A 21471-nucleotide genomic window follows, 5' to 3' on the forward strand; every position below is an offset into this window, starting at 1 on the left:
GCAACAGCGTCAAACTCATCTGCTAGCCTGATTCCAACTGCGCTCCTCGCTTAGCGAAGTAGAGGAAAAGGAGCACCGGTCCGCTGAAAGACTGACTATCGAATGGAGCTCATCAATGTCGACATGTTTCGCTGTACTCCATCCAGAAGACGACCAAATGCTGCAGTCTTCTGAACACAGCATCTTGCAAGCAATTGCCGATGAAGCCAGGCTCCAGTTTGAGCCTGGGTTCGCGGGACGGAGCTACCTTGAAGTTCCGGGAAACGATGATGTAAAGCACGCAGTGGAAGCGCGCTTGGAACAGAATCACATGTCCTTCCGCGTCTTGACCCGTATTGCGTAGAGCGCTTAGGCGCTCGCTCGATACGGGAGCACTCCTGCCAGCGACAACCAGACGGGCATCGTGGTGCGCATGAGGCAGAAGTTCTAATCGCTCATACGCAAGCGAGGTTGTGCGAAGCACTCGACACATGCGTCGTCTTAAGCTGTCGGCAAGCGTAGCAATCGTTATCGCAATGCGCAATGGGAAGAGGTCTTAAACAAGGTGCTTTTCACGTTCTTCTCTCAAAAAGCCACCCGTATCTCAGTTCTTGCGGGAAAGCGGTCGAGTGACTGGGTGTAAGAGGGTTCATCTCTCGGATGCGGGCGGCAAAGATGGCCTGAAACTCGCGGACACCGCGATTCAATAGCGGCGCTCGTCGAGCACGAGCCATTCGACGGCGTCGGCGCTGTAGTCTTTGGGCCATTCGCGAGCGAGCGTGTCCATTGCTTGCAGTACGCTCTCCCTCGGGTTGACCTCGTCGTGGCCGCCGTCGTCGGATGCATTCACAGCAAATCCACGGCGCAAGGCCTCCGCTACGCTCTGTGCGCAAACTAAGCGTTCGCGCGAACGCCGAAGTCGGTCGCGCATCTCATCGTGCAAGTGCAGTTCTCGTGCGACAACCTCGATATCGTTCATTGTGTCGGCGAGCAAAAAGTCGAGAAGCTGGCCGACCTTCGACGTCAAGGCGCTGGGGTGTCGGCGGGACCGCCTGGTCTGGTTGTCAGAATGGTTCATAGGTTCTGGTAGACAGAACCGTTTAAACGATGGTACCTCCAGTCACGGACCTGTGCCCGGTGATTCGAAGGGCATTGGATACGCTCAGCTTCGCGGCGCAGGAACTTCAACATGTTGAAAGTGAGGTCCATAGGATGCCCCGAGCCAAAGTTGGAACCGCTTCCCGTGTGTTGACGCGGTCAGTCATAGTCTTTAGCCGACCATCTCGAACGAGAAATCTGGGACGACCATCTCTGTGCGGCAGCACACCACCGCACATGACCATCGCTGGTTATGCTTCCCGCTTTCACCCTCGTACCGCATCCGACTTGGCGTAGCATTGTCCTTGGCAGCTGCGCGTCGAGCGTCGCTCGGAATTTTGTGGACAAGATGATGGGGCAAACCGAGAAGAGCGCAGACGAAGCCGCGGCAGTTGCACGTGTCGCGGAAGCCGCCAGGGAAGTTCAAACCGCATCAAGCGCATTGGAAGAGCATTTCAAAGCAGAAAGGGCGGAGGCTCCGACGCTGCAGCTGGCGCGGCTTGCGGCTGCGATGACTGACCTTCAGAAAGCGCGAGATGAATTTGATGCACTTCTTGCAACCAAGCGCTCGCAGTGAAGGAATCGATGCCTCGCTTGTCAATGATGCGTGGTCGCATCCAAGCCCGCCGCTGCGATGAATGCAGCCACTACAGCGGCGGTTCAGTCTGCGAAACGCATCGTTTCACCGTACCGCTTGAGTCTATCGGAAAAGAGCGTCTATATTTTGCAGGCGCCTTGCATGGGCGCGTTCATCTTGGCCCGTCGTTCGCGACGGGTCTCTTTTCGACAACGGCCTTCATTCAACGGACTTGCGGCGCAAAAGGATTGATAGGTCGCACGCTGCCCCGGTCTTTCACGCGTTCGAGCATCTGTACCTTCTCCCAGTCGGAGACCATAGCCTCCAGCCCGCGCACGACATCTGCTTCCATTGCCTGCCATGCAGCGTCGCCTCGAAAGCTTGCTCTGAACACAGTATTCCACCGGTACTGAAAATGTCTGGAGACTTCTTGAATCCGCTCGGGCGTCCCAGCGTCCGCGAAGACAACGGATTGAGGAGAGAAGACGTCATAGTAGATGACATGTGCTTGGTCGGTTTGCACAGCGACGCTTGGCCCTTCGCTGACTAGCAGCGACGCCACAAGCTGTATCGAGCCTTTCATACCTCTGGGCGTTTTGAAGACCCATACCCGCTTCGGCAGGCGATGTGACAGCTCGACAATCTTCGTGCTACTGGACCCTATCAAACCGACGGAGCCGCCTTTGACGTTCTGCTCGAAACTCTGCGAGTGATAGAAGATATCCATTCGCTACTCAATACCTCGTTGGTTGTTGTTTGCAGTCATGCGACGGGGCTATGTTATCAATTTCGTCTTCTAGGCTCCTCAACGCTAGGTCGAATTTTCGAGCAGAGCTACCAATTCGACCAACTTGGTCTTTCCCCCCGGCTTCGGCGAACGCCGTTTGCCGTCCGTCGCAGAGGCGGTGTAGACCAGTTCATGGTACTAGGCCACGCACTGACCCATCGGCGTGTCTTAGACAACGGCGCAACATCGAGACGCTCTTACACTTTTGCTCTCGTGGCAGGAAACTGCGGCACGTCCATTGCGGCACAGTAGTTCCCTGTGTTCGCTCGCCCGCCCGGCGCAGGGTGTGCGAAAGCAGCCCTTGGTTAAGAGGGAAGAGAGCGGGTCAGAATTGGGAGGCGACAATCATGACGACAAGCAATTTGACGGGTACCGGTGCCGCGGAAGGCGGTGCCAAGATTGTGGGCGGCGGCGTGGGCGACGGGCCGGGACCTGATGTAATGGCGGCATCCACACTCGACAGCGCCACCGTTATTACATCGGATGGGGAGGACGTCGGGAAAATCAAAGACATCATGCTGGACGTGCGTAGCGGACGCGTCGCGTACGCCGTTCTTTCGAGTGGAGGCTTTCTTGGCATGGGTGACACCCTAAGGGCGATACCCTGGAATGCGCTGACGCTTGACACGGACCAAAAGGTGTTTAGGGTCGACATAACCGCTGACCGCATCAAGAGTGAGCCTGGATTCGACAAGGACAACTGGCCGTCGATGGCGGACGTCAGTTGGGGAACGTCTATGCATCGATACTATAATCGTCGACCATATTGGTCGAGCGCATCAGACCCGCTGACTGGTAGCAGCGACCCGCTGACAGGAACGAATCCGGTGACCGGTAGCCGCGACCCGCTTGTGTGAGTTATCCTTTAACCAACCGGGCGCCGTATGTCGACCGGTCCGCCCGGTTTGAATCATGTTTTTCCGTTTCCTGCCCAACATTACCGGCGGCTCTGCCTCGTCCAATCTATCTGGGCCGCATCAACGGCGCTTTCCGCCAACCAGCCTAAACGGCGGCGTCAATGAGCCCGTCCCATCTACGATTGCATTCAAGCACAGGTCTTCGCAACTTCATTGAGCGGTTTACTCAGAGGGGCAGACGACATGCCGTCGAGTTCAATGTGCGCAGCTTGAGTAACAGTTGAATCGTCCAGGCGAACTTACAAGCATCGCAGCGGTCCTCCCTTCGAGCGTCTCGCTCATGGAGTGCGGCGAACGGCTGACGGTTTGCACTGTAAAATCAGCATCAACTCGAGGGCCGTGGAAAGGGGCAGCAGGAATGGGTGTTCGACGCTCTAAGGACATTGCGAAAGCGCACACAGAAATTGAGTATCTGCATGCATTGTTTGCACTTCGACACGGACCCGACGGAACCCTGCAAGGCGCAGGTACAGAAGCGTTAGCGCTTTATGAGCTAATGCACCAACTGACGCAACGAAATTCGCTGACGCTCGAGAATCGGCGCATTCCGTTCGTTCCATTCCCGCCCAAACCTGAGCCGTCACGCAGCGACGTCTTTAGATGGGGTGTCTGGAGCGCCGCGCTGCAGCGTCACAGCGAAGAGCTGCGCGACTGGACGTGGTCTGGATACCGGTATCTTCAGAGCCTATACCCGAAGTACCGACTTGAAACAACGACACGAGGTGCGTCTGTCGTCTACTTCCACAGAGAAAGCGGCACCGCAATTACGGCGGGCGCAATTGAAGTCGGTCCAATGCTTGAGATGGTCGTGCGCGACGAAATCGCTCAGATGGTGTTAGTTCTCGGCGTTGGGACTTGGCGAGTAGATGAATCCGGGCCGCCGCGGCGACCTTTGGTTGACGTCGCGGTGCTTACGTTTGACGTGAGGGCGCACGCCGCTCTCGAAGCGTTCTTCGAAAAACGGGACCAGGCGGTTCGGGCGGCGGAGCGCGGATAACGTGTAGGTGCCTCCGCAACCCAGACGGACACGTGCAATCGGCAGCGGCCGTGTTTTCAAATAGCGCGCGCCAGCGTCGCTCGACCGGTGAGCGGGCTCCGACGCTTCCGTTGAAGCGGAGAAGAGCCGTGTTGCAGACCCGCGTTACCGCCGATGCTACGCATATGAAGCTTACCGTTAATGGTTCATGCCGGCGCTGGAAGTGCGCTACCGGCACCTTGGCGCGAGCACCCGTCGGTCGGTTCTCGGGTCGAAGATTGAGCGACCGCATGGGGAGTAAAGCGGAATAAAACGGAATGAACGGCGAAAGCGACGAGGCACGAGCCATCGCGCGAATGGCAGACGCAGCTCGACGTCGGCTGTTTCGTAAGACGACGATGGTGTGCCGGAGGTCGGCTTGTAGTACGAAGAATGCTCCGCTCGCTCTCTGCGGCTCCGGATACTCAATCCACCTTTTTGGAATGCCGGGTTTCGTTGAGAAATTCAAAGGCCTTCGATATGCTCGAGATGCCCTTAGAGCGCCAGTTCGACGAAGGTGAAAGCATGCGCGGTCCGACTTTTCTGGAGCAAAGCACCGATGACCAGCTGAACGTTCTTGCTCCCCGATTCGTGTTCAGACTTTCGACGCTCGAGGAAAATTTCCAGTGGATTCACCCAACTGACGACCTTGGAAGTTGTTGGCCCCGCATCGACCAGCATGTTAACGAGTATCCAGACTTGTTTCCCGGGAGTTCTGAGTATGATGCTGAAGGAATAGAAGTCTGCAGAGATGCAGAGGGCAACTTCGCTATCCCCGGCTGTTCCGGCGAAGCGTTGCCTAAAATCCGGCAGGTGCTGGAATATCTGATAAGTCGCATGGCCGTAGATGGTCATGCAGACGTCTTTCCTATCTCGAAATGAGAGGCCGCAAGGGTTACACCGCCGGGTAGCGCCTTGGCATATCGATTGCTGACGAGCCACACGTACCTGCGCTACTTCTTCCAACAGCATCATGCCAAATACTGTCTCTCGAAAAGCCAAGCTTGTTCTTTTTCTCGGCAAACCCATGCGTGAGGCAAAGGCAGGGCAAAGCGAGGAAGATTACATGATTTATGCATCGTACCGCACGCACGTTGGAAGCTTTTTTGGAACGTTGAAGGTCGTCCGGCAAACCGATGGTCGGCTGCTCTATCCGTTCGACGGGTCGAACGACATCGGGCCGTTTCCGTCAAGAGACGCTGCGAAGGCGGCGGCAGTGCAACTCGGCGGCGAGATTGTCGAGGCCGACTTGCAAAACCCTGAGCTTTAATCAGCGACCAGCTCTCAGGCGGAATACAAGATTGATTCAACGGTCCTCTTTGAGGTTACGTGCGTAGAGGACAAACATTCCCCTTCCAACAAGAAACGGCACTGGCGCATCACAGGTTGAATTCGGCGCCACGCACTCCCTAGCACGCCGAGTTGCAAGGCACCGGTCTCGCGGAAAATGATGCCGGATTGATGTCAATCAGCGTTCGATGGAAACGAAGGCCCGTTCCGCGTGGCCGACGCGCGACGGTCTATCCTTAAGTAAATCCAGCTTCTCTCGGTCCCAAAGGCGACTTCTCGGAAAGTCATGCGCCCCAGGCGAACTGTGCTGATTTCGCTTTCGACATGAACGCGGACAACAACCAGGCCTGGATGAGGCTACTGTGACGATGACCGTTCGTCGATATGCCGGAGCAGTCGTCGAAGCCGGTCTCGCTGCGCTGGTATCAAGCCCGGTGTCTCCAGCGCTTGCATCACTCGTTCGCGCCAATAGGTTTGTGCGAATGTTGAATGCGCGCCTTCACCCGCAAGAATGCGCTCTAAGTGTTCGATTTCTCCATCGAGGCTGAGTGCATGACATGCCCATAGGCCTCGAATCTGGCTCGACCCTCTTCTCATTGGCTCCCCCTGCATGCCGACGACTGGCCCGTGCAAACGTCGTTCTCGAAGCCGCATAAATAGGTATTTAGTTTACATATTTTTGGACAAGTACGGCGGCAGATTTATAGGGGTTTTTCCGGCTTGGAGAGCCGCTTCGTCGAGGAGTTGCCACGGTCACAAGAGCGTCTGTCTGCGCCGCCTATGAGTGAGGACCTTCCTCCAGCCGAGGCCAACGAGAGTCCAAGCAATCGTCTGTCGAGGACGACTGCGAGCGATAGCCAAGAACCTTCGTTGAAGAATCGGTGAGCAGACTAAGCGTACGAGTCGAATCGTAGAGAGACTCAAGCCAAAAGCGAATGCAGGTCAAAGGCTCTTCTGACGAAAACGCTGTATGCCTTTCATTCCACCAGTCCTCTGTTCTCTTTGTCCCTTGATATTAGGTGGGCCTGCTTTGGTGTCTTAGACATTGTCCGTCGATGTCGATGGCTGACGTTAGCTGGGGAGCGTCGATGCATCAGTACTACAACCGCCAACCGTATTGGTCGACCGCGTCCGATACGCTTACCGGAAGCGCTGACCCATTGCCGGGAACGAGCTCGGCTACGGGCAGCCGCGACCCGCTTCTCTAAACCCGTGCGTCGCAGACCGGCCCGCCTCATCGTGAAGCCGCCCGGTTAAAAATCCGATGGTTCGGCTTTTGCTTGCAACTGTCGTGAAATCATCCTCGTTGAGGATGGAGCGCGCTGCCGCGACGACGTTTTTGAAGGCAACCGTATTGGAAAACAAAGGGAAAGAACCCTGTGCCGACATCCGAAGGACGGCCCGGGACACCCACGTCGGTAGCTAGAATTCGAGATATCGAATGCCAGCGGAGGACGCCATGCTTGAACTTTCCGGTAACGCAGAGCTGCTAATCGTCGATGTGGAAACCCAACAGGAGGAACGCCTCGTATTGACGGAGAAAGACTTCCATCAAGAGAAGCGTTCCATGCTTGACGATGATGTTCTGAGCGAAGACGAAGAAGGCGAATTCGTGGCGGAGGCAAGTGCGCTGGGCTACGACTTCCGCGTAATCGCTACGCCACCGAACAATCTCGACATCGAGGACGACCCCGAAGAAATCCGGGTGGAGGTCGTTGAGAACAATTTCGAGTTCGTTGAACCGTCCGATGACCAAGACGAAATCGAAGACTTGTGATGCCTTCCGGCAGGCTCGTGATGGCGGCATCGAAAACTGGTCGTGCACGCCCCTGCATTCCTCGCAGGTCGCGGCAGGGCGAAAGGAGGCGCCGCCTACCTGCCGGTGAGAGGAACGGCCCTTCGTCCGCCGAGTCGAACCGAGGAGGAGTTTCAGTCTGAAAACGCCGCGCGTTCAAGCTCATCAAAGGGGATATGGCGCACGTCGCGACCCTTGACGACAAACACAAGGAATTCAGCGATGTTCTTAGCGTGGTCTCCAATGCGCTCAAGCGCTTTGGCTATGAATAAACATTCAAGCGCGACCGGAATGGTTCTGGGCGCCGCATTCATTTGTATAGCAAGCCTTCGAGACAAAGCACGGAACGCTTCGTCAATGGCCTTGTCGTCGCTTACAATCCGCGCCGCACTGACCGTATCCATGCGGGCAAATGCATCAAGCGCGTCATGCAAAATAGAGTAGGCCATCTCGCCGCATCTCCGTAGCTCGACGCCGTGGCACGTCGCCGCACGACCACTCTCTGAAATGCGACGCATGCATTTAGAAATCTTTCGTGCCTCATCACCGGCGCGCTCGAGGTTCGTCACACATTTTGACATCGCCATGAGCAACCGAAGGTCAGAAGCAGCGGGCTGTCGTCGGGCGATGACGTGTTGTATCTCTTGGTCAATTGCAATCTCGAGCGCATTGAGATGTCTCTCACTGGCGCGAATATCCGCGACGAGCGTGCAGTCATACCTGTTCAACAGTTGCAGGCAGCGCTCGATTTGTCTTTCGACGATACCGCCCATCTCGAGGAGATGCGTCGAGAGCGCATTGAGCGAGGCATCGAATGCGCTTGAGAGATGTTTGTCAGGCATGCCGGTTCCCCAGTTCGCGCCCCCGTGATGGGTGCCGCGGCCGTGCGGCGTCTAAGCACGCAGCCTATCTTATCGCATCGAAAAAACGGTATATATCGTTTCGTGGTATTTCCACGACTATATATGGCGAATCACTTCCGGTGCCCGGAATTGCGCTAGGAGGTTTCGGCAAGGCGAGCGCGACGTCCGCATCTCGTTCTTCTCGGACATAAAAACTTCCGATTTTATGTGCCCGAGTTTCCTCGTAGCTTAGTCGTTTTACCGACCGTTTCGGACAGTGCGCACTGGCAAATCTTGCAGCGCTTCCTGCTGAAGATGTCCAGCACAGGTACCGGGCTCAAATGATGAAGCCGCTCTATGAGAAATCACTGTCTATCAAGGCCCAGAATTGCTTCATCCGGGCGGCGAGTAATTCGGGTGCGGCGATGGACCGTATCACATTGTCCAGGAACAACTATCGGTCGAGCTCGGAAAAGTCGCTACGGCAGTGTGCAAGTGAGAGAGAAACTATCTGCGCTTCAGATTTATTTCGACCGCCCAGCTGCAGAGGCGGTTATAAGACTCATTGAAGCGACAATCGGGCGAAGCCGCGTCACGTGTGAGTTCTGGGGCGCGCCAGGTAGACCCCGCCGGTACCGCGAGAGGAGGCTGACAACCCTGTGCGATGCGCAGCACAGGCGCAGGCGTGACGCACGATTGCATGCCGACATCCGGCGCTGGAGAGGAAACTCCGCAAGCCGCGCGCCTCACGAGTGGCCCAAAATCGGTGGAAAACGCGCCCTGAGTGGCGACCCTGGTGCGCGGAACGTCAATTGCTGCCTGTCGTCTGAACAACTACGCGGAGGCAAAAATGGCTGGCGACACTGCATACAAACCCGGCGAAATCGTGAAAGTCAGCGGCATTTACTCCGTCGTCCACGACGACGGAAAAGACACGTTCGAAGTGACGTGTGTCGAGGGCGAGCACTTCCCGCCGACGCGAAGCGGGAAGGGAGCGCACTTCGAACTGAAGTACTCCGCGATGCACTCGCACGAGCATGAGAAGTTGAAGGGCACAGAGGCGCGCAGCTGACGTCGTAGTGTGCCGGATGGCGCAGGGGACGCTGAATCTGGTCGGCTGCGCCTGTCTTCCACGTGGGTGGCAACCTTGCCCGCACGGTTGCCACCGAGAGCCTAGGCAACCTGTATATAGTCTGGAGCTTCCATGTCCGAACACGTGTACGAACTTCTTGAAGTCACCGGCTCTTCGCCGGTTTCATCTGATAACGCGGTGCAGATAGGAGTTGAGCGGGCCTCTGCCACCGTGCGGAACCTCGAGTGGTTTGAGGTCAAGGAGGTTCGAGGTCACGTTGAGGGCGCCAAAATCATCCACTGGCAGGTGACGCTGAAGGTGGGTTTTCGCATCGAAGACTGAGCGCCCACTTCAGAGAAAAGCGAACTGAATAAAGGAAGCGACGAGGCCGACGCCATTGCGCGGGTTGCAGACGCAGCTCGACAGGTATTGTCAGCCTCGGAGGCGTTGGAGCAGTTTGTCAGAACGTCGCACGATGAAAGCGCGCGGACGCTTTATCTGGCCCGTCTGACCGCTGCTGTCAATGAATTGCATGCAGCGCGTGTAGCGCTCGCTGAGCTGCTGGAACGGAACTGAATCGACTGAGCGAATTTGCCGAGGCTACGTCATTGCTGGGCTGCGGCGTCGCTTATGGCAGACGCTTGATTGCCACGGACAGCGAGTGACCGGAAGTCCAGAACTCCGACCAAGGGTCGCTCGACTGGAAGCTCAGGTACTCGCGAGCGGTCTGCACATTCCACTGAGCTCCGCTTTTGAGGTCGTGAAGCTGTTCCCACGCGACTGGCATCGATACACCCATCCCTGGTCGAGCTCGAGCAGAGAACGCTGCAGCAGTGGTCTGTGCCTTCCCATTGCGCAGATAGTCAACATAAACCTTGCCGACTCTATTCGACGGGCCGGATACTGCAGAGAAGCGTTGTGGAATTGTCTTCGCGAGGTGTCGGACGAATGATTGAGAAAAAGATTTGACCGTCGCGTAGCCCAGCCGGGGCGTGAGCGGGACGACGACATGCAGACCTTTGCCGCCACTCGTCTTCAGCCAAGCTTTCAGGTCCAGTTCCGAGAGCAATGTTCGAACGAGTTGAGCGGCTTCTTGTACGTGTGCCCATTTCACGCCGTCCCCCGGGTCCAGGTCGAAGACGACTCTGTCAGGCTTGTCGAGGCGGGAGACTACGGAATTCCAGGTGTGAAATTCAATAGAGTTCATTTGAGCAGCCGCAAGCAGGGCGTCCGCAGAATCGACGGTCAATAGTGGCGGATGCCCAGGCCAGAGGTCACGGTCGTGAGCTAGGAGGCCAGGCATCGCTGTCCTCTCCGCATGCTTCTGAAAGAAAAGTTGCCCGGCCACGCCTTCGGGCGCACGAACTAAAGCGACAGGGCGGTCTTTCAGATGTGGCAGCATCCACTCAGCGACGCTCGCGTAGTATCGGACGAGGTCGCCTTTCGTGATTCCCGCGGCAGCGTCAATCACTCGCTCGGCATGAGTGATTTTCATCTCCGGAATAGGTGCAGGGACCTCCGTCTTTCCTCCTTCTCGAACGACGCTGCCGGCGGGCTTATCGAGCCGCAAGCCTCTGAATGAAGCCTGTCGAACCACACCTTCTGCAGTCCACTCCGCAAACTCAACCTCTGCAACCAATGTCGGCTTCACCCACACTTCGCTTCCGACCGCTCGTCTCGACCAACTGCCCGGTTTTCTGACGGGTGTAACGAATGGCGCCGCGTTGACTTGTAGCGGCGCGAGTTGCTTCCATAGGTCACGCGCAGTTTTGGAATTCCAGCCAGTGCCGACGCTTCCGGCGTCGTGCAACTCCTTGCCAGAGTAGTAACCAAGCAATAGGCTGCCGACTTCCCCGGAATTGCCGCCGCGTGCGGTCATGCCGACGATGACGAATTCTTGCCGCAGGCGTGCTTTCGCCTTCAACCACGATTCGGTCCGGCCCGATTGGTACGGCGCATCGCGCCGCTTCAGCACAAGACCCTCAAGGCCAAGCTCGGCGGCAGCTGCAAATATCTGAGCAGGCGGCGCGTCGAAATTTTGACTGAACATCAGATGTTCGCCGGCATCCGCAAGAATAGTCGCGAGCTGTGCACGCCTTGCCCACAACGGTACTTTTCTAAAGTCGTCCCCATCGAGATACATCAGGTCGAACATGAAAAAGACGATGTCTTGATTAGCGGGTCCGTCAATCGCATCTTGAAGAGCAGAGAAGCTCGGGACGCCGTCTTCTAGAACAACGATTTCACCGTCGAGCCAGGCACTCGCAAAAGGAAGCTTTTGAATCTCTCCTTGAAGCGTCGGAAATTTCTTCGTCCAGTCGTGGCCATTCCGCGTGAGCAACTTGACTCGCCCCTTGTCAACACGGGCCAAGAGGCGGTACCCATCCAGTTTTGCCTCGGTAATCCAGTCTCCGCCCTTGGGGAGAGAACTCGCGAGTGTCGCCAGTTGTGGTTCGAGCTTTGCGGGCATGCAAGCGGGTGCCGCTGCAGACAGGTCTATCTGCCGCTCCTTGCTCTGTGAGCCGCCAACACTCCTTGGCTCTCGTTCTTCGATAAGTCCAAGCGGACGGGCGATGACGCTGTCGGGAAGCGCTTTGATGACATCATATTCGTCGAGGGGACGCGCCCACTCGTCCCGCTTCTTAAAAAACATCCAGGAATCCTGCTTGTCGTCCGGCTTTGAGATGCGGACCAATTCCCAAAGCCCGGCCAGTTTTTCTCCGTGCAACCGGAAGACGAGCTTCCCGGCAGTCATCCCTTTGGTCGCATCGCCGACCGGCTCCCATGTTCCGCGGTCCCAGACAATGACCCTACCGGCTCCGTATTGTTTCGGCGGAATGGTTCCTTCGAACGCAGCATAGGAAACTGGATGGTCTTCGACGTGCACCGCCATCTGCTTTCGTGCGGGGTCGTAGCAAGGACCCTTGGGAACAGCCCACGACAGCAGCACCCCATTCAGTTCGAGCCGGAAGTCGTAATGCAGGCGGCTCGCCCAGTGCTTTTGCACGACAAAGCTTTGACCGTTGCTAACAGTCGTGCCAATGGTAGCTTCCAACGGTTCTGGAGTGATAGTAAAGTCCCGCTTAGTTCGGTAGCGGGCCAGTGGCGGAGACGTCGTGTCGCGAGTCGAGGTCATGGTCACAGTCGGTTATTGCGGCAGCCAGCGGGGAACTACTTCTTGCCATGCGTCGAGACAACCGTACGCGTAAGCGCACAGCAACACCGGCGACGTGGTTGGCGCATTCCATTCCCCCGAGTTGCCTCTTTGCATTGACGCGCCGTCGGGTGTTAAAAAGGTGCATCTGCGTTCTTACGACACGGCGACCCCTAGGGCCCGGCCGACACCAAACGTGAATGCGGCAGCGACAAGGCCAATGAGTATCTGTCGGACGGCCGAGAAGCCCGCGCTGCGTCCGTTGAAAAGCGACGTGAAAACGCCAATTGCCGCGAGTGCAAGCACGCTGAAAGCGATGCACTGGACGATAGCAGGTATCCCCGATGACCACAAAAACGGCATGGCGGGAAAGATTGCGCCAACCGCGAACAGGCAAAACGATACACCGGCGGCCGACCACGGATTGCCTCCGAGCTCAGCTGGGTCGAGGCCTAGCTCTTCGCGAACAAGCGCATCTAGAGCTTTGTCCTTGTCCTGCATCAGTTGCGAGGCTACTCGCTTCGCTTCGTCAGCGCTCAATCCCTTGGCCTTGTAGATAAGCGCCAGTTCATGCTCTTCCGACTCTGGGCTGTGCTCAAGTTCGTTCGCTTCCTTCGAGACCTGCGCCTGCGCGAGCTCCCGTGCGTTGGTCACAGACAACCATTCGCCGAGCGCCATCGAGCACGCGCCGGCAATGAGGCCAGCGAGCGCTGTCAGCAGAATGGCTTTGTTGCCGGTGCCAGCGCCCGCTACGCCCATAATCAGACAGAAGTTGGAGACCAGACCGTCGTTGGCACCAAGCACCGCCGCGCGCAAGTCGTTGCCTGAGGCGACGCCGCGATGCCACGATTCCGCCTGAGCGATGTCCGCGCCCTGCGCGGCGGCCGGCTTCCCGGAGTTGGCCATGGCCTGAACAACATTCGCATGTTGGTGCTCGTCCTCCGACATGCGAGCGGTATCCGGATTGCCAGCGTACTTGTTCCGGTCTGCAAACTCGGCCGCCGCGAGAGACGGCAGGACGAAGCGTGGCCCTAGCAAATGCACGAGGCCCTTCATCAAATAGGTCTTGGCACTGACGTTAGTCGGCACCTTTCTTCCATTTGCTTTCAACTTGTCTGCCCACACCCGGGCGTGCGTGCGTTCGGACGCAGCGAGTTCTCTAAAGACCTGCTTGCGAGAATCGTCTCGCTCAACGCGTGATAGCGTCTCGTAGATTGCTGCGCTGTGAAGTTCGTCGGCGAGGTTTGCTCGAAATTTTCTGAGCTCTTGTGCGGAAGCCATTTAATCACCCATTGCAGTGGCGGGACGACATGAGGTCTTCGACTCACCGCTAAAAATATAAACGGCCCAAAGCCCAAATGAGAATAAAAACACTTCTAAATCTTCTTGTGTTAGCGTTTATGCGGAGCGCAGGTGCGCAAATCGGGCGGCCGGTCAATTGACCGGTCGCCCGAATTCAGAACCCGGGTTGCACAACTGCCGAGCCCTTCGGCCCACGTGCTTCGATTGTGCCCTTTGAATCTCAATCAGAGCATTCGTCGAAGCACCGAGTCACGAAATACAAACCGGTGGAACAAGGCGGCAGCGATATGCAAAGCAATTACCGCAAACAACACCCATGCGAGCACGCTGTGAACGTCGCCCAGCGCCATTCCAACGGACGAACCTTTCGCCGTAAGCGCCGGAAAGAGAAGCACGCCGAATAGGTTCACCATCCAACCACGTGCCGACGCATTTGCCCATCCCGCAAGTGGGACAGCAAGAAGCAAGCCGTAGAGAAGTAGGTGAGTCGCTTTGGATGCGAACGTCAGTAGGGGCGAGAGCTTAGCCGGTTCCGGCGCATGTGTGACGCGCCAGATGATTCGAAGTACCATGACTGCGACAATCGCTGCACCCACGCTCAAGTGCCAGGCTATCTCGCCAGTCGGCAACGTGTCGTGATGCACGTCCGGCATCGTCCACCCGATGATGAACTGAGCCAAGATGAGACCTGCGATAAGCCAGTGCAGAACACGGGCGACCGGACTGTACACGTAACTCTGCGAATGATTCTCAACCACTTTGAGTCAAACTCCTATAGAGGCGAGGACGTCGATGTTAGCGCGGCCGACCTGAGGACAACCTTGACGGCCTGTACTACGTAGAGCGAATAGCCCCTTGGACTACCGACGGAAACGTTGGTTGCAGACCTGGTAGAACGAGCACGTGCCCTAATTGACAGCAGCCTTGAAAGGGCTGCGCAATGCAATTTCGCGGTCGGTTCGGCTAAGAATGGACAGCACGTCAACTTGCCCTTTCGACCTGACTACGACATGGCTGAGTCAATATGCGCGTTCCAAGTAAAGACAAGCAGTGAGCATATGCGAGGATAGTCAGAGGAAGGATGCCGCCGCCGAGGGACGCTTGCAAGGTGAACGTGCCACCGATGTAGTCTGCCCTTCGCCGAACTAGAGCGAGTTGAGGGTCGACGCGACTCCCTGCGCGACATGTGACGGTAGCCCATTGTCTCGGGCACGCAAAAAAACCTCTTCGCCGTCGCGTCGCCGCCTAGATACTTCGCGCGAGGAAGAGTGTAAATCAATGACCGCCTGGCTCCTTAAGTCTTTCGATGCGTACATATCTTCTCGCAGGCTTAAGGGGAGACGTTCAGCGCCTTTTCGGTCTCTCAATCGCAAACCGCGTCGGCGATACTGCTTGAGCAGTCTGCTCGATGACAGTTGAGACGGAGTGCTTGTACACAATCTGAGTGGCCGCGGGCGACTGAATGGATATGACATGTTGGTCAAACGACGCGATGACCCCGGATAGTTTGATTCCGTTTTTGAGGAATACCCAGACGGGCGTTCGGCTTGAAACTAATGCGCTGAGAAAGTCCGACTGCAAATCGGCTCTGCTTGGTTCCACGGCGGCCTCCCTCTGGGGCGGGATTTCGAATGAGCATTGAGTGCAATAAAAATTCGCTCTCGGTTCCTCGCAACTATTGGACCGGCGTTCGCTACGTAGTTCCTACCGAGGGAAGCAAAAGAGGGTAGGAGCGACGGACATTGGCGCCGTTACCGCGGAGCCCTTCGTCGTCGAGGAACCGATGCGAAAAGAGGGCGGAGCGTGGTGCTCGTCGCTTTTCAGTGCTTCTACAGAGTCACCCATCGCTTGCGCGATTGAAAAGAGGTCGCGTCGTATAGGTCTTCACCCAACGGTTGGTCAAGCCAGTAAGCCCGTATAACCTGCTGCAGACAAGGGGCGCTCCGTTTATCTAGTCCATGTCTAACCGCCGAAACAACCGTTGGAGTCGTTCTCGCTGTGCCTGTAACAACCCTGGGGTCGAGAGCGTTTGCGCTACTCGGTCTCGCCAGTAATTTCTCGCGAAAAGGTACCGGCTGGTAGGCCCGTTGAGGACGCGCTCTAGATGTTCGATTTCACCATCGACCCGGAGGAGGTGGACATGCATCTCTTGGGTCTTCTTTCGCCCTGCTCTCAGTTTCGTCATTTCCCCGCGCGCTTAGTGTAAGTGGAATATTGGGCTATGCACTTCCCGAAGTAAAAGATTACCTGGTCCTGCAGCTCGGAAAACGTGGAAATGCGGTGGACCCAACTATCCTTATCCTCACACGGAATGCGGTTACTTCTATTGAGAATCATTCAGTCAGCACGCTGCGATTTCTGCTTGTTTTGCTGGCTTCCGATATCGGCAAGGTTCCGTAGTCGTTTGCGTGTATGTCCCGGGCCCACTCAAGCGAGCAACAGTCGTCCGTTCCGAATAAGCGGGTTTCGTACGGTAACTTAGCCAGAGTAACGGCTTGCGACACGATTTTGAGAAGGCATACTTGGACCTGCGCCGTCGCATGGCGCGGTTTGGAAGCAAAGTCCCTTCGCCCGCCTTACGGCGGGCGTTTTCTTGAGTCCGGGCTTAAACGGACGCTCCGGCGCCGCTGACGAGGAATGAAACGTGAGAGTCCTGCAGTTCACGGTAAACGCGGCTAGCCAGGTCCATCCTCCGGGATGAGGCTGCGAAGCGAATTGCACACCATAACTACGGGACACGGTCGGGATTTCAAACCTCGCGTGCAGCTGACGCGACTGAAGGTCCACGTCTGTAGTGTAGGTCTGCGCTCGCGCATGCCACATATAAACCAATATCTCTATTTTGTTAAAAAGAGTTCATCTCCTGACACAAGGCTCCTTAAAAACAAAGAAAAGCCTTTTAGAGAAGCCGTCTTCAAGCGTGACCTTTGGTCGCTCTTTATTCTGGACTCGCAGAACCGTGACCGCTCAAAATGGACACCTGAATGTGGCGTAGGGGGCGTCGCAATTTGCGCACCTCTTGATAGTAGCGCCGCGCTCGATGTTTGGGATTTATACGCGAGCCGCCAAAAGGGACTGCTGAGACGTCTTAAGTGGCTCCGGTGCTTCGGGCCCATCAGTGCGTGTAGCTGCTAACGCCCGACACGACAGGTGGCCGGCCTTTCGTACAGGGTGCCATCGGTCAAGGGTATGTGCTTTGCATGAAACATGCACATCATCACTTCTTTTCCATTCGCGCTATCGCTATCACCACATCTCGATGAGCAAAGTTAGTCTTGTTTCAGACAAAAACGGTCGTCGCGACGAAGCCGGCTGAGACCGAAGACGACTATGCGATTCACGCCTCGTGCCGTCCGGGTGTTGGCAACACATTTATCGGCACGTTGAAAGCTGTCAGACTAACTGATTCTAGGCCCCTCTATCCATTCGATAGCTGTGGTGAGATTGGCTCTTGCCTACGAAGGATGCAGCAAGGCAAGCAGCGGCCCAGCACGGGAACGGAATAGTGCACGCTGACCTTCAAAATCGAGAGCTTTAGTGCGGGCGCCAAGGAAAGGGGAGCGGTGGCGAAATACGCTGGGAATCAGAAGGTTTTCATGATGACCCGAGAAGGTGTAGACGACGCGAAAGTCATTGTGCGCGAGCGAGGAGGCGGGACGCGGCAAGTGGAGTCTCCTGCGAGGCAAAGAGTTTGCAGAATGATAGTAGGTGACCAATGCCGAGCAGTCACATTGGCTCGCCCAAGTTCGGATTCTGCTCGCGGACGAGACCGGCGCTAGTGTCTAATGCGAATCGGCTCAGCGCACACGATATCGATGTCCAGAGCAAGCATCTGAGGACGCTGTCTCAGCCAGGTAGAGCCTCCCGCGTAAAGCTCGTGAGCAGGCTCGAGAGTGCGTCGAGCATCAACCCCTTCTGGCAGTACCCGTCGAAGTCCATGTGAGATGAACTCTGCTTCACAAAACTTTCGTCATGTGCAGTGAGAGCGACTATCACCGCAGCCGCAGTGCGTAGGTTGCTTCTGAGGGCCCGGGCGACGGCAAAACCATCTATGCGAGGCATGGAAATATCGAGCAGAACGACGTCCGGTTTCCAGACGCACGCAGCAGCAATTGCCGCCGCGCCCCCATAAACCGCGGTCACCTTATGCTTACTCATTTCCAGGTACGCCGCGAGTGCATCGGCGCCACAGCTATTGTCGTCGACGACGAGGACCCGCGGCGAGCGCCCTCGCGCAAGAAAAGTCCTTGATGTCCATCGCCGAGCTGTCTGGGCCGGTCGTATCATTTTCATGAAGCGCAGTGGTCTTAGGAGAATAATAAGCGAACACTGCGGAATGTGATGCTTTTATTTAAAACACAGCCTTCTAATCTCGGTTGACCGCGGCATGTTGCATCGTTTTTACCAGCGGTTGACATTTTTAGTGAAACAGCTCGCGCGAAAGGAACCCTTCTCTTCGACGCCGGCCATCAGTTGCGAGAATCAAGTGCAAGGCGGACCGCCTTGGCTAGCTCGTCGAGGCTGTATGGTTTGGACAGCAGCGTCACGCCCTCGTCGAGCCGGCCCTCATGAGAGATGATGTCGCGCGTGTAACCGGAGGCGAACACGACCGCCGCTCGATGCGGGGGAGCGCTCGCAATGGCTGCAAGTTCGCTGCTTCGCACAGTCCCCGGCATCACGACGTCTGTGAACAGTAAATCGATGGGCGGACCTTTTTGCAACACAGCTAGCGCGGAATCACCGTCATGCGCAGACAGGACTTTGTAGCCAAGCTGGGCAAGCATATCGATTGCCGCAAGGCGAACATCGGAATCGTCTTCTGCGACTAGAATGGTTTCTTGGCCGTGAAGCGCATGTGGACTTGAAACGTGCTCATCAGTGCTTTCATCTTCATCGCATACTGGGAAATAGAGTGAGACTGTCGTGCCTTTTCCGAGCTCAGTCTCGACGTCGATGAACCCCGAGCTTTGCGTGACGAAGCCGAACACCATACTGAGCCCCAATCCAGTGCCGTGCCCTTCGGGCTTAGTCGAGTAAAACGGTTCGAACATGCGCGCTCGAACAGTCTCGGACATGCCCTTCCCGTCATCGGTGACCGATAGTTTCACATATTCACCGGGTGATGTCCCTGGACCGCTGGGCACCTGATTATGCCCAGAGGAGTTGCGAACATCGACCAGAATGCGTCCGGCCTTGTCAATTGCGTCTCGTGAGTTAAGCACAAGATTGAGAAGGGCGTTCGCAAGCTGATTCCGGTCGACATTGATGTTGCGGACCTCCGGAGCGACTGTGACAGTCAATGCTATCGATTCGGGAAGTGCTCGTAACATCAGCTCCGACATTGTCCCCAGTAACTTCGTCAGGTTCGTCGACCTCGGGTTAAGCGGCTGCCTGCGCGCGAACGCGAGCATTTGCGAGGCGAGCTTACTTCCGCGACTTATAGCCGACGACATCGCATCAAAACGCGCTTCGAGCTTTGAGTTGTCCCGCGTCGCCAATCTAACGAGTTCGACGTTCGACGATAGTATCTGCAGCACGTTGTTGAAATCGTGGGCGACTCCGCCAGTCAGATTTCCTATCGCTTCCAGTTTCTGAACTTGGCGGAAACGCTCCTCGGCCGCGACACGCGCTGTGACCGCTTCAGCGACGCGCTCTTCAAGCGTTTGGGTAAGTCGCAGCAGTTTTTCTTCAGCGACCCGTCGTTCTCGCTCAGCGAGCACTTTTTCGGTGGTCTCAAAGACGACCGCAATGACGCCTGCCGGCCTCCCGTCGTCGTCCGCAACTGGAGAATAGTGCAAGTCCATCCAGACCTGTTCAGGAACGCCGCTTCTGAGAAGGGTGAGCTCCTTGTCTTTATACGAGAGCGTTCCTCCGGCGAGGCAAGTGTCGACGACGTTGCGATTGAACGGTGCAATCTCCGGCCATCCTTCCTCCACTGGTTTTCCGAGCAAGAAAGGATGCCGCCCGCCTGCAAAGACAGCGTAGGAGTCGTTGTATATCATCGTCCCTTGCTTGCCCCAAAGCATGACTAAGGGGAGGGGAGACCCTAATACGAATCTAACCGCTGATTGCAAGCTGTTCGGCCATTTTCCTATCGGACCCATCTCAGTGTGGCTCCAGTCGAAAGCGGCGATGCGTTTCGACATCTCACCGTGCCAGCCGGAGCAACCGTGAGTCTCCGCAGGCCATTTCGCACCCGTGCTCATTTTTCTTAACGTTCTATCAACGATGTCTAACTTCCGTCTAGCGAATCGCGTGGACGGACCTCTCTACGACAAATATACATCCTACGCACTGCAATTAGGTGACCCCCTCGCGCTGGGGCGCCGTGCGATAAAAGAGCCGACGTTCAGGCGAGGCGACTCCATACGCGACTCGCAACAGTTTTCAGGGCTAAAAAGTCAAAGTATTATCTAATTGGTCGCTGCGCTTTTTGTTATAACCGCTCGTCATCGAGTGCTTACAAGCGGAGCGATAAGGAAGCGATTCTCATTCGCAGAGAGTGTCGGCCAGAGGTTGCGAGCCTTAGGATTGTCGCAACTTTCATCAGTGCGATGCCGCGTGAATTCGCTTCACGGCAAGCCAATCTTTCGTGCCCTTTTCGAGGGCCACAACCTATCGGTCGACCAACGCGATGTCAACGATTACTCGGCCGCCTATCGTGCTTCTCATCGACGACGAGGACGATACTCGAAGCGTTTGGTGCATGGTGCTCGAGTTGGAGGGGATGACAGCAATCTCGGCGGCGAACGGCGAGGAAGGACTCTCAAAGGCAATCCTGCATCGCCCGGATTTGATAATCACCGACTTTATGATGCCGGGCATTGACGGCCTCGAAGTGTGCCGCAGGGTCCGAGCTGACGGACGTCTCGGCGACGTGCGCTTGATTCTGTGGTCGGCCGCGAGAGGAATCGACGCGAAAGGTCTTGCGGATTTAGTTGTCGAGAAGCCGGTTCAAATCGAAGTGCTGCTCCGCCACGTGCAGTGTTTGGTACGGGGCGCCGACCGCGAGTGAACTCGCTATGTAGGAAGGCGAGGATAGCCGAGGTGTCCAGCCACAATCGAAACAGACGCATTCGCCAATCACGTACCCGAAGGGAGGTCGGGACGTTAGTGGCAACGGAGCGATTCGAAGCGCCCAGGCGCTGCCTGGACAAACGGTGGAACACTCAAGCATGTCAAGCGACGGACCTCTCGCCTACCGCAGCAGGACCAATGTTCAACGAAACGCCCATCTATCGTAGACGCCTCAAGTTATTGCCTCGTCGACGCGTTAGCCCTTGCTGCTATTCGTGCTGCCAGGCGCACTCGCTGCAGTTGACTCGCTCGCAGCTTTGCTTTTCTTCGTCGCTTCGTGGTGACCGATTGCACAGCCAGCGGCGGCGCCCGCAACGCCATGTTTGCCTGCGACGTGACCGGCAACACCGCCGACGGCTGCTCCCTTCAGGCAGCCTTCGGCGCTCGCATCGTATGTGATTGTAGCGATGATGAGAGCGGCGCCCAGGGTGAGAAGTTTAGTCATGTGACATCTCCAAAAATTGATTTTCCGCCGCCGCCGCAATGCGCTGTCTGTTGCGATTTGCAGCGGGCTCGTTCGAGCTACTAAAGTAGTGACGAGGCGGCTTGTAGAAAAGGAGGCAGCC

The 21471-nt window shown here is 56.6% G+C and carries 20 protein-coding genes; 9 read left to right on the forward strand and 11 right to left on the reverse strand.

Features of this window, described 5'->3' with window-relative positions:
- Positions 1-682: 682 nt before the first annotated feature.
- Entirely contained in the window at positions 683-1057 is a 375-nt protein-coding gene (locus tag AC1Z32_RS16120; RefSeq protein WP_483479576.1) for a hypothetical protein, read from the reverse strand.
- Positions 1058-1417: 360 nt separating this feature from the next.
- Here AC1Z32_RS16120 and AC1Z32_RS16125 point away from each other — a divergent pair, with 360 nt between their 5' ends.
- Positions 1418-1654: a hypothetical protein gene (locus tag AC1Z32_RS16125; protein ID WP_483479577.1), complete on the forward strand. Its 237-nt coding sequence runs from the start codon at positions 1418-1420 to the stop codon at positions 1652-1654.
- A gap of 223 nt (positions 1655-1877) precedes the next feature.
- Here AC1Z32_RS16125 and AC1Z32_RS16130 read toward each other — a convergent pair whose 3' ends face one another.
- Complete coding sequence (locus AC1Z32_RS16130; RefSeq protein WP_483479578.1) at positions 1878-2381, reverse strand: hypothetical protein; 504 nt, start codon at positions 2379-2381, stop codon at positions 1878-1880.
- Positions 2382-2788: 407 nt separating this feature from the next.
- Between AC1Z32_RS16130 and AC1Z32_RS16135 the strand changes: the two genes are divergently transcribed.
- Both AC1Z32_RS16135 and AC1Z32_RS16140 read left to right on the forward strand, forming a co-directional pair.
- Positions 2789-3298 (forward strand): PRC-barrel domain-containing protein, encoded by a 510-nt coding sequence (locus AC1Z32_RS16135; protein ID WP_483479579.1) that lies wholly within the window; start codon positions 2789-2791, stop codon positions 3296-3298.
- 418 nt (positions 3299-3716) lie between these two features.
- Positions 3717-4355, forward strand: a complete 639-nt coding sequence (locus tag AC1Z32_RS16140) for a hypothetical protein (protein WP_483479580.1) — start codon at positions 3717-3719, stop codon at positions 4353-4355.
- 513 nt (positions 4356-4868) lie between these two features.
- Here the strand turns inward: AC1Z32_RS16140 and AC1Z32_RS16145 are convergent.
- Positions 4869-5228 carry a hypothetical protein gene (locus AC1Z32_RS16145; RefSeq protein WP_483479581.1) on the reverse strand — a complete coding sequence of 120 codons (360 nt, stop codon included), beginning with the start codon at positions 5226-5228 and terminating at the stop codon, positions 4869-4871.
- Between the two features lie 118 nt (positions 5229-5346).
- On the opposite strand from AC1Z32_RS16145, the gene AC1Z32_RS16150 reads away from it, so the two are divergent.
- Positions 5347-5643 carry a DUF6723 family protein gene (locus tag AC1Z32_RS16150; protein ID WP_483479582.1) on the forward strand — a complete coding sequence of 99 codons (297 nt, stop codon included), beginning with the start codon at positions 5347-5349 and terminating at the stop codon, positions 5641-5643.
- 1479 nt (positions 5644-7122) lie between these two features.
- Positions 7123-7440 carry a hypothetical protein gene (locus tag AC1Z32_RS16155; protein ID WP_483479583.1) on the forward strand — a complete coding sequence of 106 codons (318 nt, stop codon included), beginning with the start codon at positions 7123-7125 and terminating at the stop codon, positions 7438-7440.
- A 152-nt stretch (positions 7441-7592) separates the two neighbouring features.
- On the opposite strand, the gene phoU is transcribed toward AC1Z32_RS16155, so the two are convergent.
- Positions 7593-8300 (reverse strand): phosphate signaling complex protein PhoU, encoded by a 708-nt coding sequence (gene phoU, locus AC1Z32_RS16160; RefSeq protein WP_483479584.1) that lies wholly within the window; start codon positions 8298-8300, stop codon positions 7593-7595.
- An 850-nt stretch (positions 8301-9150) separates the two neighbouring features.
- Between phoU and AC1Z32_RS16165 the strand changes: the two genes are divergently transcribed.
- Together AC1Z32_RS16165 and AC1Z32_RS16170 are read left to right on the forward strand one after the other, a co-directional pair.
- Positions 9151-9372, forward strand: coding sequence for a hypothetical protein (locus AC1Z32_RS16165; protein WP_483481652.1), 222 nt, complete (start codon positions 9151-9153; stop codon positions 9370-9372).
- Between the two features lie 132 nt (positions 9373-9504).
- Positions 9505-9714: a dodecin gene (locus tag AC1Z32_RS16170; RefSeq protein WP_483479585.1), complete on the forward strand. Its 210-nt coding sequence runs from the start codon at positions 9505-9507 to the stop codon at positions 9712-9714.
- Positions 9715-10000: 286 nt separating this feature from the next.
- Here AC1Z32_RS16170 and ligD read toward each other — a convergent pair whose 3' ends face one another.
- The 4 genes from ligD to hfq all read right to left on the reverse strand — a co-directional run bounded on the left by ligD (position 10001) and on the right by hfq (position 15430).
- Positions 10001-12508, reverse strand: coding sequence for a DNA ligase D (gene ligD / locus AC1Z32_RS16175; protein WP_483479586.1), 2508 nt, complete (start codon positions 12506-12508; stop codon positions 10001-10003).
- Positions 12509-12682: 174 nt separating this feature from the next.
- Positions 12683-13807, reverse strand: coding sequence for a VIT1/CCC1 transporter family protein (locus AC1Z32_RS16180; protein WP_483479587.1), 1125 nt, complete (start codon positions 13805-13807; stop codon positions 12683-12685).
- Between the two features lie 245 nt (positions 13808-14052).
- A complete protein-coding gene (locus AC1Z32_RS16185) occupies positions 14053-14586 on the reverse strand; it encodes a cytochrome b (RefSeq protein ID WP_483479588.1) in 534 nt (177 codons plus the stop codon).
- Between the two features lie 586 nt (positions 14587-15172).
- Complete coding sequence (gene hfq / locus AC1Z32_RS16190; RefSeq protein ID WP_483479589.1) at positions 15173-15430, reverse strand: RNA chaperone Hfq; 258 nt, start codon at positions 15428-15430, stop codon at positions 15173-15175.
- A 1673-nt stretch (positions 15431-17103) separates the two neighbouring features.
- Here hfq and AC1Z32_RS16195 point away from each other — a divergent pair.
- Positions 17104-17334, forward strand: a complete 231-nt coding sequence (locus tag AC1Z32_RS16195; RefSeq protein WP_483479590.1) for a DUF6723 family protein — start codon at positions 17104-17106, stop codon at positions 17332-17334.
- 340 nt (positions 17335-17674) lie between these two features.
- On the opposite strand, the gene AC1Z32_RS16200 is transcribed toward AC1Z32_RS16195, so the two are convergent.
- The gene (locus tag AC1Z32_RS16200; protein WP_483479591.1) at positions 17675-18121 is read right to left on the reverse strand and encodes a response regulator; all 447 of its coding nucleotides are present in this window, start codon (positions 18119-18121) and stop codon (positions 17675-17677) included.
- A gap of 176 nt (positions 18122-18297) precedes the next feature.
- A complete protein-coding gene (locus tag AC1Z32_RS16205; RefSeq protein WP_483479592.1) occupies positions 18298-20034 on the reverse strand; it encodes an ATP-binding protein in 1737 nt (578 codons plus the stop codon).
- Between the two features lie 428 nt (positions 20035-20462).
- Between AC1Z32_RS16205 and AC1Z32_RS16210 the strand changes: the two genes are divergently transcribed.
- Positions 20463-20843, forward strand: a complete 381-nt coding sequence (locus AC1Z32_RS16210; protein ID WP_483479593.1) for a response regulator — start codon at positions 20463-20465, stop codon at positions 20841-20843.
- Between the two features lie 258 nt (positions 20844-21101).
- On the opposite strand, the gene AC1Z32_RS16215 is transcribed toward AC1Z32_RS16210, so the two are convergent.
- Positions 21102-21350: a hypothetical protein gene (locus AC1Z32_RS16215; protein ID WP_483479594.1), complete on the reverse strand. Its 249-nt coding sequence runs from the start codon at positions 21348-21350 to the stop codon at positions 21102-21104.
- Between the last annotated feature and the right edge of the window lie 121 nt (positions 21351-21471).

It is taken from the genome of Caballeronia sp. 11_S32 (genome assembly GCF_056930355.1).